The sequence below is a fragment of the Pleomorphochaeta sp. DL1XJH-081 genome (assembly GCF_049310885.1).
Classification (GTDB): domain Bacteria; phylum Spirochaetota; class Spirochaetia; order Sphaerochaetales; family Sphaerochaetaceae; genus CAYZJV01.
The window spans coordinates 270,987-284,185 of sequence record NZ_JBMDYO010000002.1 but is presented as its reverse complement, the minus strand read 5'-3'; the positions used below and the strand labels follow the sequence as shown (position 1 = coordinate 284,185).

General features: G+C 42.5%; 13 protein-coding genes. 10 read left to right on the top strand and 3 right to left on the bottom strand.

Features of this window, described 5'->3' with window-relative positions:
• Window positions 1-22: 22 nt before the first annotated feature.
• A complete protein-coding gene (locus ACODJP_RS05635) occupies window positions 23-763 on the top strand; it encodes an SDR family NAD(P)-dependent oxidoreductase (protein ID WP_422479377.1) in 741 nt (246 codons plus the stop codon).
• 2 nt (window positions 764-765) lie between these two features.
• On the opposite strand, the gene ACODJP_RS05630 is transcribed toward ACODJP_RS05635, so the two are convergent.
• A complete protein-coding gene (locus ACODJP_RS05630) occupies window positions 766-1,458 on the bottom strand; it encodes a GntR family transcriptional regulator (RefSeq protein ID WP_422479374.1) in 693 nt (230 codons plus the stop codon).
• A 347-nt stretch (window positions 1,459-1,805) separates the two neighbouring features.
• Here ACODJP_RS05630 and ACODJP_RS05625 point away from each other — a divergent pair, with 347 nt between their 5' ends.
• From ACODJP_RS05625 to ACODJP_RS05600, 6 genes are all read left to right on the top strand, one after another.
• Window positions 1,806-2,468: a helix-turn-helix transcriptional regulator gene (locus tag ACODJP_RS05625; protein WP_422479372.1), complete on the top strand. Its 663-nt coding sequence runs from the start codon at window positions 1,806-1,808 to the stop codon at window positions 2,466-2,468.
• Between the two features lie 66 nt (window positions 2,469-2,534).
• Complete coding sequence (locus ACODJP_RS05620; RefSeq protein ID WP_422479370.1) at window positions 2,535-2,915, top strand: RidA family protein; 381 nt, start codon at window positions 2,535-2,537, stop codon at window positions 2,913-2,915.
• On the top strand, window positions 2,912-4,135 hold the full coding sequence (locus tag ACODJP_RS05615; protein WP_422479368.1) for a pyridoxal phosphate-dependent aminotransferase: 1,224 nt from the start codon (window positions 2,912-2,914) through the stop codon (window positions 4,133-4,135). The genes ACODJP_RS05620 and ACODJP_RS05615 overlap by 4 nt, the downstream gene beginning before the upstream one ends.
• 1 nt (window position 4,136) lies before the next feature.
• Complete coding sequence (locus ACODJP_RS05610) at window positions 4,137-5,555, top strand: Na+/H+ antiporter NhaC family protein (RefSeq protein ID WP_422479366.1); 1,419 nt, start codon at window positions 4,137-4,139, stop codon at window positions 5,553-5,555.
• A gap of 241 nt (window positions 5,556-5,796) precedes the next feature.
• Window positions 5,797-6,606 carry a 5-deoxy-glucuronate isomerase gene (locus tag ACODJP_RS05605; RefSeq protein ID WP_422479364.1) on the top strand — a complete coding sequence of 270 codons (810 nt, stop codon included), beginning with the start codon at window positions 5,797-5,799 and terminating at the stop codon, window positions 6,604-6,606.
• A 26-nt stretch (window positions 6,607-6,632) separates the two neighbouring features.
• Window positions 6,633-7,391, top strand: a complete 759-nt coding sequence (locus ACODJP_RS05600) for an SDR family oxidoreductase (RefSeq protein WP_422479362.1) — start codon at window positions 6,633-6,635, stop codon at window positions 7,389-7,391.
• Between the two features lie 217 nt (window positions 7,392-7,608).
• Here ACODJP_RS05600 and ACODJP_RS05595 read toward each other — a convergent pair whose 3' ends face one another.
• Both ACODJP_RS05595 and ACODJP_RS05590 read right to left on the bottom strand, forming a co-directional pair.
• Window positions 7,609-8,439, bottom strand: a complete 831-nt coding sequence (locus ACODJP_RS05595) for a hypothetical protein (protein ID WP_422479360.1) — start codon at window positions 8,437-8,439, stop codon at window positions 7,609-7,611.
• Window positions 8,436-9,491 carry a type IV toxin-antitoxin system AbiEi family antitoxin gene (locus ACODJP_RS05590; protein ID WP_422479358.1) on the bottom strand — a complete coding sequence of 352 codons (1,056 nt, stop codon included), beginning with the start codon at window positions 9,489-9,491 and terminating at the stop codon, window positions 8,436-8,438. The genes ACODJP_RS05595 and ACODJP_RS05590 overlap by 4 nt, the downstream gene beginning before the upstream one ends.
• A 631-nt stretch (window positions 9,492-10,122) precedes the next feature.
• On the opposite strand from ACODJP_RS05590, the gene ACODJP_RS05585 reads away from it, so the two are divergent.
• The 3 genes from ACODJP_RS05585 (at window position 10,123) to ACODJP_RS05575 (ending at window position 13,199) form a co-directional block, all read left to right on the top strand.
• Window positions 10,123-11,394 carry an ABC transporter substrate-binding protein gene (locus ACODJP_RS05585; RefSeq protein ID WP_422479356.1) on the top strand — a complete coding sequence of 424 codons (1,272 nt, stop codon included), beginning with the start codon at window positions 10,123-10,125 and terminating at the stop codon, window positions 11,392-11,394.
• Between the two features lie 78 nt (window positions 11,395-11,472).
• Window positions 11,473-12,357 (top strand): carbohydrate ABC transporter permease, encoded by an 885-nt coding sequence (locus ACODJP_RS05580; RefSeq protein ID WP_422479354.1) that lies wholly within the window; start codon window positions 11,473-11,475, stop codon window positions 12,355-12,357.
• Window positions 12,357-13,199 carry a carbohydrate ABC transporter permease gene (locus tag ACODJP_RS05575; RefSeq protein ID WP_422479352.1) on the top strand — a complete coding sequence of 281 codons (843 nt, stop codon included), beginning with the start codon at window positions 12,357-12,359 and terminating at the stop codon, window positions 13,197-13,199. Before ACODJP_RS05580 ends, ACODJP_RS05575 begins: the two co-directional genes overlap by 1 nt.

The window sequence follows — 13,199 nt, the reverse complement described above, 5'->3', positions numbered from 1 at the left end:
TACGGAATAAAAGAGGTGCGTTATGAGACTTGAAGGGAAAACAGCCGTTATTACAGGAGCTGCACGTGGAATCGGCAAGGAAATTGCAATCAGGTTTGCCGAAGAAGGTGCTGCTGTAGTCTTGGTCGATATGCAGCCATCCGAGGAGACAGAATCACAAGTTCGTGCTTTGGATGGACCGGTATTGTCACTTGCTGTGGATATCACCGATTACCATGCCATAGAATCGATGATGACCCGTATTCATGAATGGCGGGGCTCAGTCGATATTCTGGTCAACAATGCGGGAATCATAACCCGTGAGGGAATTCTCGATTTGACGAAGAATCAATGGCAAAAAATAATGGATGTGAATCTCAACGGGACTTTCTATATGTGCAAGGCGATCCTACCGGACATGGTAGCGCAAAGATATGGAAGGATTGTGAATATCACCTCCATAGCGGGAGTGATCGGGGATATTACCGCCAGTCCCGCATATGGTACGAGTAAAGGTGCGGTCAACACACTGACTAGATCGTTAGCACGCCAGATGGCTGAATACGGTATTACGGTGAATGCCGTTGCACCCCATGCAATTGAGACCGATATGAGTGCCCAGTGGTCTGATGAAAAACGATCTAGTGTGATAGAATCGATTCCTTTGAACCGGATGGGTACAGCTCGTGAATGTGCTCATGCAGCGTTGTTTCTTGCCTCAGATGAGGCGTCATTCATCACTGGTGAGACGTTGAACCTAAATGGTGGCTTCTTGATGGATTGAGATCATGCATCTAACCGTTCTTTGCTGGTAAAAAATGATCCACTGAGGATATTTTCCCTACTTATATGCAAATGTTTCTCGATGATTTCTACTGCGATCGGAGAATGTTTTTCTAGCGCTTGTACGAGATCGATATGATCTTGAAATGTTTGTGAATAATTGGGTTTGATACCGATATCATACATATAGTTCATATTCAGATGTAGGTTCAATTCTTTGTAAGAACGGATAATGAACTCATTGTCACAAAGTGAACAGAGCTCAGAGTGAAATTGCCAGTCGAATTTAATATAGGTGCGCAGGTCCACCGGTTTATTAGCCAACGTCGAAGCCATAGCTTCAGTAAGTACCCGAAGTGGTTCCAATCGCTTGGTATCGATGTTTTGATAGACTGATTTGACGGAATAGATTTCCAATAATTCCCGCACCTCTATGGCAGATAGGATTGTTTTCTTGGTGGGTGTTTTCAACACACACATGCTTCTTGGGCGAATCTCAACCAATCCGTCGACTTCAAGGCGCTTCAGAGCCTCGCGAATCGGCATCATGCTTACATTCAATTCATCGGCAAGTTGCTTGGTACTGAGCGTATCGCCATAATTGAATCGTCCCCCTATGATTGAGTCACAGAGATAATGATACACTTGTTCTGCCAGACTACGTTTTTCGATTACTGAAGGAGGGTCTTGTTTCATGTCTACCACCTCGAATTGCCTACACTTATTGGATAGTTCACTGAAATCTATTATATCAGATTCTAAAAACTATGCAACGACTCTTCTTCTCTCTTGTCTCGCTTACTGCCCGTCCCCTCCTTGACCAAGGAGCCAAATTCGGGCATTTTCAACGAATTGGCATAGCCTATACCCCAATATAAGAGGAACACAGCCCTATGCAGACCTTTATTCCAGATGTGGTTTTAAAGGGTGAATGAGTAGAGGCTTCCGAAGAGCACGAATATTCTGGAAAAGATTTCATTCCGTTGTATCTCACGAAAATATTACAATTGATTTCCCGTCCTCTTTTAAGTACTCTTGTATGCATGCAAAGCAACAGTGAAGATAAAATGATTCTTGAAAGTTATATTCCATTGATGAAATTCTTGGCACAACTGATGCCCGATACGGAATTCGTATTACACGATGTTTCTCGACTGGAGAAATCTATCATTGCTATCGAGAACAATCAGATCAGTGGGAGGAGTGCTGGTGATCCTGCAACTGATCTCGTTTTAAGAATTATGAAAAGGAAGGAGTACGAACAAAAAGACTATACTCCAGCATACACCAGCACGAATGAAAGTGGACGGTTTTTGAATTCGGGCACATTCTATATCAAGAATAAAGATCGGTTGATTGGATTGTTTTGCGTAAATACTGACCAAACTGCGTTGCACAAAGTAACAAAAGCAATCGATGAGTTGATAAAATCTAGGACTCCTGAAGTTGAAGAGCATGAAAGTCCGACTAATTTCGATGAGAAACTCAGGCATTCGGTGAATGATATTCCCGTAGAGAGTGTCTTGACGATTCTCAAGGAACGTGACGTTGAAGTGAATGCTTTAACCCAAGAAGAGCGACAAGAGATTATTGCAGAACTGAATAATCGTGGAGTATTCCTATTGAAGGGTGCGGTTACGAGCATTGCACGCGTACTTCATGTTTCGGAAGCTACCATATATCGCTATTTAAGAAGAATCTCATAGATTTCCTTTGACAACGTAATAAAAATCTTTTATCATGCAAATAAATTTGCATTATAGAGGTGTATTATGAAGGAAATCTTTCACAGTGAAAACGCTCCTGCAGCTGTCGGTCCTTATTCACAGGCGACGGGAATCGAATCTTTAGTATTCGTCTCTGGCCAATTGCCGATTGACGTGAAAACGGGAAAATTCGCATCCGAAGATGTTGTTGGACAGACCCATCAATGCCTTAAGAATCTCTCTGCAATCCTCGAAAAAGCAGGTAGTTCGCTTGCCCATGTTTTGAAGACAACCGTGTATCTCAAGAACATTAGCGATTTTGGCGCAATGAATGAAGTCTATGCAACCTATTTCCAAGAGAATCCTCCAGCACGTGCTGCATTTGAAGTCGCATCCCTTCCAAAAGATGCATTGGTGGAAATCGAAGCGATAGCGAGTAAATCATGAAAGACATTAAAGAAAAAATGAATAGTCGCTTCTCTTCCCTGAAAGGGGGACTGTTCGAGACAGTGACAAAGGCAGATGTTGGGGAGGGAGTGGGAAAGCTGATAGAACAGGGTGTCGATATCATGGCGTGGGCTGACCCATTTTTTCCCGATCCTTCGATTCCTGATTCGGTGAAGAAAGTGATGGTTGAAGCTTTGGAAGATGGTTTTCCGTCCCATTATTCCATGCCGATCGGAAAGTTCGAGTTGCGTGAAGCGATCTCGAGAAAAATTCAACGCACAACAGGATTACAACTTGATCCAAGTAGGAATATCATTGTCACACCCGGTTCCGATTCAGGATTATTGTATGCGATGATGCCATTTATCTCACCTGGCGATGAAGTTCTGGTCCCTGATCCAAGTTATCCAAGTAATTTTCTCAACCCAAAACTTTTAGGTGGGGTAACAGTTCCGGTTCCCCTACATTCTGAGGACAAATGGCAATTGTCCATTGAGGAGTTGGAAAAACGGGTTTCGGATAAGACCAAGATGCTGGTTCTTTGCCACCCCAACAACCCCACAACTACAGTATTCCGAAAGGATGTGTTGGAGAAAGTGGCGAAATTTGTGATTAAGCATGATCTGGTATTGGTATGCGATCAAGCATTTGAAGATCACATCTATGACGGTATTGAATTCATCGCTCCAGCAACAATCGAAGGAATGTGGGAAAGGACCGTTACAGTCTGTTCAATCTCCAAAGGCTTAGGATTAAGCGGTTTTAGGATTGGCTATATCTATGCTGATGAGAAGATTATGGATGTCCTATATGGCGGAGCTGTAAATGTGTTGGGAGCATCAGCTACAGTCACTTCGATTGGAGCTATTAAGGCATTGGACGACGAGAGTATCCTTAAGGATATCAATCTTCGCTTGGAACGCCGGAGGAACTTAGTCCATGAAGTGTTCAAGGATAATCAATCTATAAGAATCCAGAAAAGCGAGAGTGGGTTCCTTACGTGGATCGATGTATCACGATTGGGTACTTCGAGTGAAGTCGTAGCTCACATCTTGGAGCATGCGAAGATATTGGTAAATGAAGGTACACCATATGGAAAACAGGGGGAAGGTTACATTCGGATAGTAACTGGATGTTTTGCTGATGACGAACGAGCTAGAGAAGCTTGTGAAAGAATCAACGAGGCTCTTAAAGCCTTAGCTAAAAAAAAGGGAGTATAGTATGGAGAAGAAGTCAGTTTTGGAGTTCAGGGGAGGTTGGCGCTTTTCATTCGTACCGCTGGTAGTATTTTTTATTTTCTGTATTTTGTTGTTTCTTGTTTACTTATCATATGATATGCATGCATTGGCGATGGGTGGATTTCTCGGGCTACTTATTGGTGCTCCGTTTGCTAAGGATTATAAAAAATACTGGGATTCTGTAATCAAAGGTATAGCGAGCCCCAACTCGGTCACCATTGTTATTATCCTTTTCATAATTGGAATGTTTTCGCAGATGATGAAGGATAGTAGTGCTTCTGAAGGCTTTGTCTGGGTCGCAAACAAAATTGGAATGAAAGGAGGGATGTTTGTTGCATTTACATTCCTTGCCACTTGTATCATTTCAACTGCTACAGGATCTTCTATTGGAACGATGTTCGCAGCATTCCCGATTTTCTTTGGTTCGGGTATCGCTCTAGGTGCGAATCCAGCTTTTCTCGCTGGAGCAATCACCAGTGGCTGTATTTTTGGTGATAACCTCGCACCTATTTCAGACACAACAATCGCTTCTTCCTCAACACAAACGTATCGAGACAAGGAAAGGACCGCTGAGATTGCAGGTGTCGTCGCTAGTCGGTTCAAATACTCTCTTGTGGCTTCTATAGCTGCATTCGTTATTTATCTGATTATTGGTGGTATTGGGGGTACTGTCGATGCTAATGTCGGGGCATTAGGAGATCCCAAAAGACTGTTCATGCTCATTCCCGTCACCTTACTTCTGGTAGTTGCCGTAGTGAGTCGGGATCTGTTCAAAGCTATTTCAGTGGGTCTCGTTACTGGAATTATCACGGGGTTGGCTACTGGAATATTTACATGGGATAGCCTGTTCGCCTCTTCAGGTGAATTGGGAAACCATGTCACTGGGTTCTTACCAACCGGTGTGGAAAGCATTATGAGTACCGTCACTTTGGTTATCTCAGTTTTTGGTATTATGGGAGTTCTTCAAGCTGCTGGTGCTCTGGACCTCTTGGTAGAGGCCATCCTAAAAAGTAGGATGGGACAGACAGTTAAGGGAACTGAAGTTGCTATCGGATTAGGAGCATGCCTGACTACCATGATTTTCGGTGGCGTGACAAGTGCTTCAATCCTTACGTTCGGTCCAGTAGTAAATGAGATTGGGAACCGTAAAGGAATTCATCCCTATCGTCGAGCGAATTTACTTGATGGTTTTGTAAACAGCCTTCCTGTTGTCATTCCATTTCTCAGTGTCTTCGTTTTCATTTCTGTAGCCCTCAGTGGGGTGAGTCCTGTTGCTATAGCTGGAGGTTTAATCTATCCAATAACACTCTTTGTCACGCTTGTTTTTGCAGTAGCTACTGGATGGGGACTCCGTTATGAAGGTGAGAATGGGGAGCAACTCAAAGAGCCCCTAAGTAATTGAAGTAAAATTTCTTTTAGACATGAACTATGAGGCACATCGAGTTAGTATAGGCGATGTGCCCATTTTACATTGTTGGGTTCTCCATCAATTTCCCTGTGAAGTAGTGATTGGGCATGCAAACTTGCCCCTGTTTTACGCTCCTCCTTGACCAAGTGAGGAAATTCGGGCATTTTCAACAAATTGGCAACAGTTTTCGGTAGATCAAGAGTATTGAATCAGCCATGTAAAGGAACAAAGCCCTATGCAACCATCAAAGAAATCCACAATAACTTCAGAAGTAGATATGCACTCCTGGCGTCATCAATCCCCCGATGCCTGGGGTTTCCATACCGTGATATCACCCGATACATGCGACAGCACTGTCTCTTATGTATTTAGGTTGAACCTGGCCTCAAGGGATTCGCATACCTTGATATCGGGGAAGTTGGAAATGGCGGTAACTCTGATACAAGGTGAAGCCAATCTGTCGGGTAACGCCGATCTTCCTCAAGCTATGAAGCGCTTCGATTCCTTCTACATTCCAGCGGATACCGAGGTAGTCATCACAGCAAGTACCGATTGTGTCTTCTATATCGGTGGTGCCCAGTACGCAGGAATCGGAAAGACCTCCTTCCGCACCTATGATGAGAAGCTCCCCATAGGTGACATCCACCAGATTCATGGGAGTGGAGCAGGACAACGGGAGGTAATGTTTACCCTAGACCCTGAGACACCAGCCAGCCGACTGATCTGCGGTCTTACATGGAGTGGAGATGGCGGGTGGACGAGCTGGCCACCACACCAGCACGAAAAGGATCTGGAAGAGGTATATTGTTACTTCGATATGCCGACGCTAAAGCAGGGCTTCCACCTGAGCTACCTGGAAAGCGGCGCTTTAGAAGATGCCGTATTCCACGAAGTCTCTTCGGGGACGATGGTTGAGGCCCCGCGAGGATACCATCCTACCGTGGCTACACCAGGGACTAAGAATGCGTATATGTGGATACTGGTAGCATTCACACCAGAGAGCCGTCGGTACGATCTAGCTAAGAACGACCCGGCATTCGCATAAGAGTAGGACAAAACAAGGAGAGAAACATGGATTATTTTACCATCAAGGGAAAGAAAGCGATTGTAACCGGCGGATCACGTGGATTGGGAAAAGGAGTGGTTGAAGCATTCCTAGCTTACGGTGCAGAGGTGGTTATCATAGCTCACAGCGATAAAACAGCCGATATCGCCGCCGAGTATCGCAATAAGGGACAAGTATGCCATGGCGTGGCATGTGATCTAGCTGATCGGGCCGACCGTAAACGCGGTTTCGATGAAGCGGTTGCCTTCCTTGGTGGTGATCTCGATATCTTGGTGAATGCTGCGGGTATCCAACGCAGGCACAAGTCAGAGGAATTCCCCTTAAAGGATTGGGATGATGTGTTGGAGGTGAATCTGACAGCAACATTCGATTTGTGCCAACGGGCAGCGAACATCATGTTGCCCAAGGGGTATGGCAAGATCATCAACTTCGCCTCATTGCTCAGTTTCTTCGGAGGCTTCACCGTTCCCGCCTATGCAGCTAGCAAGGGTGGGGTAGCCCAGCTTACCAAAGCCTTTGCCAATGAATGGGCATCCCGTGGAATCAACATAAACGCTATTGCGCCAGGATATATGGCAACCGATATGAACAGTGCCCTCTTGGCGAACGAGGGGAGAAACAAAGAGATCACAGCCCGTATCCCAGCCCAACGATGGGGAACAGGAGAGGATATGGCCGGCATCTCACTCTTTTTGGCTTCGAAATCCTCCGACTATGTGAATGGAACGGTAATAACCGTGGATGGTGGCTACCTCGGTCGGTAGACACGTTGCCTCATTCTAAAGACCTTTCATCACTCCCGGTTTGGCTCAACTCGAACCGGGATTTTTTCTTTTCGGGGATATGAGGGAAAGCATTTTCCTTGGTTCTTTCCGTATTAATTCTCTTGTTCTGATACTCTACCTATGATGGTACCGAAAGAAGCGGATTTATCCCTTCAAGAATATGTTCTTCTAACATGTTTTCCTTGTAGAACCCATATTAAAATTCTGATAACAATGCTTGTACTTGTTCAAATGCATCCCGTCTTATCATTTCGATTTCTTGCTCATTTCGTAGATCCAGAAAATTCGAGACATCTACGGGTCCTGCATGATCTATAGAAGCGAACTTCTCAGATAGTTTTGTTTTCATTCCCTGTACAAGAGGGGTTTCTGAATGCATAGAAAATTGAGATGCCAACTGTCCAATCCCATTACGGTAATGTTTAATCAGAAAATAGATGTCATAGGCATCTTTGGCTTTACCACGTCCCATTGCGGCTGTTTTCATGACTAAGTAGGGGACTGTAGCAACAACATTAACTTTTGCTGTTTCAATGGCACCGTCTGAACGTTGTGCTGTCACCTTGATTTCGTGCGGTTTAAATTTGAATGCGAAATCTCCTCCTGTAGCTTTCAGAGCTTTGAGTCCTTGGATATGTTGGCTCCATTTATGTTCATTGGTTCCACCATACATCCCAGCGAGGATATCAACATCGACATCAAATCGAGTGCCATTGATTACAACCTGTTTTAGAAATGAGAAATATTTTTCAGGATGTACTTGATACCCATTTTTCAAAAGGATTCTCTTCATAGTCTGATAACCTTCGTCCTGTAAAGCTAGATGGTTAATCAATACATCCACGTCGACACTCCCTACATGTCCTTGCTTCGGGAACATTAACTCTGGAACCCATCCACCTACTATGCGGATATCGTCATTGTATTGCTCAAACAATGAGCAAAGCTCTACCAATACTCGGTATGCTGCGTCCTTTTGGCCTCCCGAATAATCAATACAGGTGTGTAGATGATCATCTTCATTCACTTGATTATCTCCTTTGCTAGGATTGCTTCCGCCATTTCTTCACCACGTCCTTTCAACCTCATGCAATCAAGATACGCTTGTACTGGGGATACCACCAGAGCTTCGTTGATTTCTCTTGAATCATGGAGCAACTCATCGCTGGATAGTACAAGTATCTGTATGTTCGCCCCCGTATCAACTGGCTTGCAAACTGCAGTTTCCAAAAATGATTGTACATCCCTAACCCTAAGCAGCAAGTGAACCTTGTTGTATCTGACTACGGGGGTGTATCTTGCGCCCCCAGAAAAGCCTGAAAGAAAACATTCGACTCCACATTCAGTTTTGATTTTGCGTACCCTTTCCTCGAATTCTGAGATCGACAGAAGCGTATAACAATCCAACAATTCAAATAACGCTGCTTTCTTCGAATATGCTTCACTCCAAGCTTGCATGATCAATTGTGGAGCGATGATTCGCAATCCATCCGAGGTCATCCGAGCCCATAGTTGCTCACAGAGGTAGTCCTTTACTTTTGAAACTTGTCCTATACTGCAAAGGAGTTTTTCAGAAATGAGGCTCAATTTCCAAGATTGTGTTGTATCACTCATTATCTCACGAAGGATCAACGAAGATACTTTCGAAGAAGGATCAAATATGGTTTTTGCCTTGCGTTTCATAGCAAACTTGTTTGGATGTCCTTGGTCGCTTATAAAAAGGGAATGAACCAATATCCTACAGTTGCCTGATAAATCCATGTATCCCATATTGAAAATTTCACACTGTTTTGCAGACTCGTTGGATATGTATGGAGCCATGATTACAGGATACGTATTCTTTTGATTGTGTTCCCTGTCCCTTTGTCTATTGGCAAAATTGGCGATAATTGAGGGAAACGCTCTATTCAAGACAGTCACATCAAGATATTCAGTCGATGAATCGATGAAAATGAGACTGGCAATGAATCCGTTCTTCTTATCACGTATAAAGTCACATCGTTCTATTATAGGGATTATCGTTAAGGTTGTAAAAAGTTGATGATATTCTTTCGGATATAGTGTGGTAGTTACTTTCATTAAAAAGCCTCCTTTCACCACCGTGGTGAAACCATTATATATAGTGAAATCTAAAATAGCAATAAAAAATATACTATCATTAAGAATCATGCTTTCACCACCGTGGTGAAAGCATGGTACATAGTGAAACTTGCATTACATGGTAGCTACCCGACTAGTCTCAGCTATACTTCTGAAGTTAAAAATCAGGACCCCTTCAGAACACGTCTAATTCGTTGGTCAACGTGGTACTGTGAAACACAGCGAAACACATAAACCCCCTTTGCAGTAGTCTAATTCGCAGCCCTGCGTGGTGAGGTGGGTTTTTCACCAGGGTGATAATTTCTTCATTCCAAAATATTTTTGGCTTTTCTTTAGGAATTCTAGTTAATGTACTCATTGATAAGGGGGGGGTATACTTAATAAAAAATTACAATATAAAGATTAAATTAATATTACCTCTTTGTATAAATTCGTTGAATAAGCTGTAAGAAATTTTGATAAATTTTTGTTGAATTTGTGGATAGTGTGAGTTACAATTCCATCAGGAGAAAACATTTTCCACGATACGGAAAAGTGTGATTCTCCTGTTTTAATGGTTTTAAGAACCCAAGCTTGTGTTTGGGAAAAAAATAGGAGGTCTTTTATGGGTATGAAAAAGGTATGTAAACTTCTAGGGATTAGCTTAATTCTAGTAGTGATTGTATCTGGTAGCCTTTTTGCTGCAGGAGCGGAGGAGTCCCAAGCAAAAGAAGAAGTTGCCACAATAAAAATTTGGCAACATTTGGACAATCCAGATGATCCGTACTTCTACAATCTGATCGATAGGTTCAATGAACAGCACCCTAATATTAAAGCAGAATTTGAATTGATTCCTTGGGGCGGTGCATTTGACTTGTACACAACCAGTCTAGTAGTAGGAGATGCTGCAGACGTAATTTTTTACGCTACACCCACTTGGGGAAGTGCATTTTGGGATATGGGTGTTCTTGAGCCTCTTGATGATTATATCGCCGATTGGGACAAAGCTGATTTGGTCGAAGATTCTGCATGGTCAAGTTCACGAGTGTCTGCAAATGATCCTGTATTCGGAATTCCTGTCGTATCACTTCCAGGTGTAGTCTATTACAGAAAAGATTGGTTCAAGCAATTAAATATTGAAGTTCCTGAGACGAAGGAAGAGTTCCTCGCAGCTGCAAAGAAAATCACTGAAAATATTCCTAATGCTTATGGTTTTGGTATGAGAGGAGCTCGTGGTGGAACAGGCCAGATGTTGTCTTTCATATTGCCTGCAGTGGGAAATAAGTGGTTCGACGAAAATGGTAATAGCACATTTAGAAAGCCAGAAGCAATTGCTGCAGCTGAATGGTATATTAATTTGCACAAGACTGCTCGAGTTACTCCTCCAAGTGCACCAAGTGATGGATTTGCAGAGATTATGGATGGATTCCGTAGCGGTCTAACAGGCATGATTGTCCACCATATTATGAGTGCTAATGCTCATGTGGAAGCTTTGGGAGAGGATAAAGTTGGTATCATGTACATTCCAGAAGTCGGTGGGAATCGTTGGGTTGAAGCAGGACTTCACCACTATATTATTCCCAAGGCATCTAAGAATAAAGAAGCGGCCTTTACCTTCGCTTCATGGATGGCCGAGCCCGAGCAGGCTGCATACTATGGGCACTATATCGGGTCAATTCCTGTCGTGAAGGGTGCAGCGGAAGCTGACTCATACTTTAAAGAAAGTGAATTTGCCATGACATCGGTTGAATCCACTGCATGGGCTTATAACCCACCATATATTGATACTCTTGGTACTTTCTGGGAGCAAGTATGGCCTGCAAGGACTCAACAGGCACTATTGGGTGAGATCACACCTGCACAGATGATGAATTATTTCGCGGATGCTTTAGAAGGTAAATAGTCTGAACTATCCAGGCGGTGAACGATTCGCTCTTCACCGCCTCTATCTTTGTTAGATAAGGAGGTCTAAGTGATAAGCTTGACATACAAACAAAAAAATACCCTTAGGCCATATGTTCTACTTCTTCCTGCATATATTGCAATCTTAGGAGTAATCGCATTTCCAATATTTAGGGCATTGGTGATGTCATTCCAGAGTTATTCCTTGCTTAAACCGAATGATATCAAGTTTATTGCATTTGGTAACTATTACAAGGCTTTGCAGGATCCGGTCTTTTGGTCTTCGCTTGTAAAAACTGGGGTATATGTTTTTGGAACTGTCTTATTCCAATTCTTATTTGGATTGATTTTCGCACTAATGTTGAACAGTACAAGTTTTATTTCCCGGGTTTCTAGAAATTTGATTCTTATACCTTGGGTAATTCCTGGAGTTCTGGCAGCTTTTATGTGGCGATGGTTATTTAATGCAAATTATGGTCTGTTTAATACAATCTTGAAGAGTATGGGGCTGATCAACGAGAATATTGCGTGGTTGACCTTGCCGGATACGGCCATGTTTGCTGTCATCGTCGCATCAATATGGAAAGGGGTACCTTTCTTTACCTTGATGTTGCTCGCTGGTCTACAATCGGTTCCGAAAGAGCTTTATGAAGCGTCCAAGATTGATGGCGCTTCAAAGTGGCAACAGTTGTTCAGCATAACAATTCCTTCAATTATGCCTACAATTGTTACTACAACTTTATTAAGAATTATTTGGACAGCTAATTTTGTAGATATTATTTTCAATATGACAGAAGGAGGTCCTGGATATAGTACTCAAGTACTTTCAGTTTATACGTTTATGACTGCTAGAAGTACTTTGAACTATGGATATTCTGCCTCTTTATCCATATTTATGACAATTCTTCTCATTGTTGTAATCATGATTTATGTATCCCGTGCACGGAAAGAAGAGATTATATGATGACAAGATATTTTACATACAGAAAATTTCGAAAAAGTATTCCCGATCTACTAATTATTCTTGTGATTCTGGTGATGTTATTCCCTTTCTTATGGATAATTCTCACTTCAATTAAACCTTCAAAAGAAATAATAACTCTCGAGTTACAATTTTTTCCTACTAAAGCAACGTTTGAACACTATCGGAGTGTATTCAGTACTCTCCCATTCTTTAGATATATTACCAACAGTCTTATCGTTGCATTAGGTTCATCGATCCTCTCTTTGATTATCGCGACAACCGCAGCATATAGTGTTTCGCGCTTTAGGTTTAAAGGAAGAAGCTTCACCATGCTTCTATTCTTAACCTTGAATATGTTTCCTGTTGTTCTTCTTCTGATCCCTTTGTATGTAATCTTTCTAAAGTTAGGTATTTTGGATACTTATATTTCGCTAGTAATTGCCTATTCAACTTATTCCATACCTTTCAGTTGTTGGATGTTAACCGGTTTTTTCAATTCGATACCGAATGAGCTAGAAGAATCTGCTATGGTAGATGGTTGTACTCATGGAGGAGCCTTTATAAGAATAATACTTCCTCTAGCGACATCTGCCCTAGTTGCTACTTTGATTTATATCTTTATCTATGCATGGAATGAATTTCTCTTTGCTGTGACATTTACGAGAAGTGTTGAGACTCGCACTTTACCAGTTGGTTTATCCACCTTGATAGGACAGCATGTTCTTAATTGGGGGCTCTTGGCGGCTGGTGGTGTGATTAGTTCGATACCTGTAATTATTCTTTTTATGTTCATCCAAAAGAGTATGGTAGCAGGATTAACAGCTGGAGCTGTAAAAGGATAA

Coding starts and splice junctions, on each gene's coding strand:
- ACODJP_RS05635 (WP_422479377.1), top strand. CDS start 23: ATGAGACTTGAAGGGAAAACAGCCGTTATTACAGGAGCTGCACGTGGA.
- ACODJP_RS05630 (WP_422479374.1), bottom strand. CDS start 1,458: ATGAAACAAGACCCTCCTTCAGTAATCGAAAAACGTAGTCTGGCAGAA.
- ACODJP_RS05625 (WP_422479372.1), top strand. CDS start 1,806: ATGCAAAGCAACAGTGAAGATAAAATGATTCTTGAAAGTTATATTCCA.
- ACODJP_RS05620 (WP_422479370.1), top strand. CDS start 2,535: ATGAAGGAAATCTTTCACAGTGAAAACGCTCCTGCAGCTGTCGGTCCT.
- ACODJP_RS05615 (WP_422479368.1), top strand. CDS start 2,912: ATGAAAGACATTAAAGAAAAAATGAATAGTCGCTTCTCTTCCCTGAAA.
- ACODJP_RS05610 (WP_422479366.1), top strand. CDS start 4,137: ATGGAGAAGAAGTCAGTTTTGGAGTTCAGGGGAGGTTGGCGCTTTTCA.
- ACODJP_RS05605 (WP_422479364.1), top strand. CDS start 5,797: ATGCAACCATCAAAGAAATCCACAATAACTTCAGAAGTAGATATGCAC.
- ACODJP_RS05600 (WP_422479362.1), top strand. CDS start 6,633: ATGGATTATTTTACCATCAAGGGAAAGAAAGCGATTGTAACCGGCGGA.
- ACODJP_RS05590 (WP_422479358.1), bottom strand. CDS start 9,491: ATGAAAGTAACTACCACACTATATCCGAAAGAATATCATCAACTTTTT.
- ACODJP_RS05585 (WP_422479356.1), top strand. CDS start 10,123: ATGAAAAAGGTATGTAAACTTCTAGGGATTAGCTTAATTCTAGTAGTG.
- ACODJP_RS05575 (WP_422479352.1), top strand. CDS start 12,357: ATGACAAGATATTTTACATACAGAAAATTTCGAAAAAGTATTCCCGAT.